The 1868-nt window shown below is 35.0% G+C and carries 2 protein-coding genes; both read left to right on the top strand.

Annotation, left to right across the window (positions count from 1 at the left end; translation table 11 throughout):
- The first annotated feature begins 253 nt into the window (after positions 1-253).
- On the top strand, positions 254-1039 hold the full coding sequence (gene thiM / locus J2T59_RS10150) for a hydroxyethylthiazole kinase (RefSeq protein ID WP_259135826.1): 786 nt from the start codon (positions 254-256) through the stop codon (positions 1037-1039).
- A 12-nt stretch (positions 1040-1051) separates the two neighbouring features.
- On the top strand, positions 1052-1711 hold the full coding sequence (thiE, locus tag J2T59_RS10145; RefSeq protein WP_259135825.1) for a thiamine phosphate synthase: 660 nt from the start codon (positions 1052-1054) through the stop codon (positions 1709-1711).
- The last annotated feature ends 157 nt before the right edge of the window (positions 1712-1868 follow it).

The following is a 1868-nucleotide window of genomic DNA, read 5'->3' as shown; positions in this document are numbered from 1 at the left end:
CGTAATTGTGTTTGTTCTTAGTTTTTGTTGATTTTTCATCGAATAATACAAAGCTAAGAACACTTTTATTAATTGTGACTGGCAAACTTAGGTTATTACTCTTAGCGAATTAGGTAGTATAGATGTAATAATTGTACGTTTCAAAAGGTATTTTATCTATAAATACCTGTACTCAATTCATTATTATATTTTAGTTTTTGCAATGATTTGAATATTTTTGGTATTAAGATTTACTATATGTAGGAATAAAATTATGAATTGTATCTTACAAAACATAAGGAATAAAAAACCATTAGTACACCACATTACCAATTGGGTAACGATATATGATTGTGCAAATGTAACAAGGGCCTTTGGTGCACTTCCGGTAATGTCCCATGCGTTCGAAGAATGTGCTGATATGACGAGATTTTCTTCAGCTCTTGTTCTGAACATAGGTACTCTTACAAATGAACTCATAGACGCTATGATTATATCTGCAAATGCTGCAAATAAGAAAGGCATACCCATTGTACTAGATTCTGTAGGTGTGGGAGCTACCGAATTTCGTGATTTAATGTGTTCAAAAATAATCAACACTGTCCGTGTTGATATTATAAAAGGTAACTATTCAGAAATTGCAAAACTTGCAGGAGAAAAAGCCATAACAAGAGGTGTTGAGGCTACAGAAATTGACTCAGATCCTGTCAAAATTGCAAAGAAATTTGCTGGCTCCATGTCATGTGTTGCTGTAATGACAGGCAAAGAAGATATTATCAGTGACGGTAAAACAACTTATGTTGTGAAGAATGGGCATGATTTGATGGGCTCAATAGTAGGTACAGGATGCATGGCAGCTTCTGTGATAGGTACTTTTGCAGCAATCAACACTGACTTTACTGATGCCGCTCGGGATGCGCTCTGTTATTTTGGGATTGCTGGGGAGCTTGCAGCAAAGAAATCTACAGGCCCAGGAAGTTTCAAGATGTATTTTTATGATGAAATATATAACCTTACAGATGAAAAAGCTACATCAAAAATGAATTTTAAAAAAAGCTGATATTGAGTTAATATGACTAACAAAAAAACAAATCTGGAACTTTTAGACTTTTATTTCATAACGGATTCAAGATTATCCAAAAAAGGAATCTTTGTTGATGTAAAAGAAGCTATTGATGCAGGTTGCAGAATAGTTCAATACCGGGAAAAGAACAAGTGTACAAAGGATATGCTGCAGGAAGCTTTCAGAATAAAAGAGCTCTGCTCCAATAACTCAATTTTTGTGATTAATGACCGAGTAGATGTGGCTCTTGGAGTAGATGCGGATGGAGTACATTTAGGTCAAGATGATATGGACCTAGCTATAGCAAGAAATCTTTTGGGTACTGATAAAATAATTGGGCTTACAGTGCATAACGCTGCGCAAGCTCGTGAAGCAGAACTTCAAGGTGCTGACTATGTGGGGCTGAGCCCTATATTTAATACGTCTACAAAGATGGATTCGGGTTCTGGTATTGGCCTAGAAAGAATAAGTGGTGTTAAACAAGAAATAAAAATACCAGTTGTAGCTATTGGTGGTATAAATGTGGATAACTGTGAAAGTGTGATTAAGGCAGGTGCTGATAGTATTGTATCTATTTCTGCTGTGCTTTCCAGTGATGATGTAAAAAAAGAAGTAAAAAATATGAGAAATATTATAATGGCTGTAAAAGAGGAAAGATACAATCCCTAAATTGCTGAAGAAAAATAAATGGGCCGATTAATTTTTCCTCTGATTTTATTCTAGCCAGAATCACGATAGCGTCACTAAATTGCTGTAAAATTATAATTAGTCCTGTACCTTATTAGAGTTCGATGAAAAACCTCAAAAGGAAGGTACAGGACATGAA

Source organism: Methanosalsum natronophilum (genome assembly GCF_024808815.1).
GTDB classification, from domain to species: domain Archaea; phylum Halobacteriota; class Methanosarcinia; order Methanosarcinales; family Methanosarcinaceae; genus Methanosalsum; species Methanosalsum natronophilum.
Note: the sequence above shows the minus strand (reverse complement) of the source record. Positions and strands in the feature narration are given on the sequence as shown.

Coding starts and splice junctions, on each gene's coding strand:
- thiM (WP_259135826.1), top strand. CDS start 254: ATGAATTGTATCTTACAAAACATAAGGAATAAAAAACCATTAGTACAC.
- thiE (WP_259135825.1), top strand. CDS start 1,052: ATGACTAACAAAAAAACAAATCTGGAACTTTTAGACTTTTATTTCATA.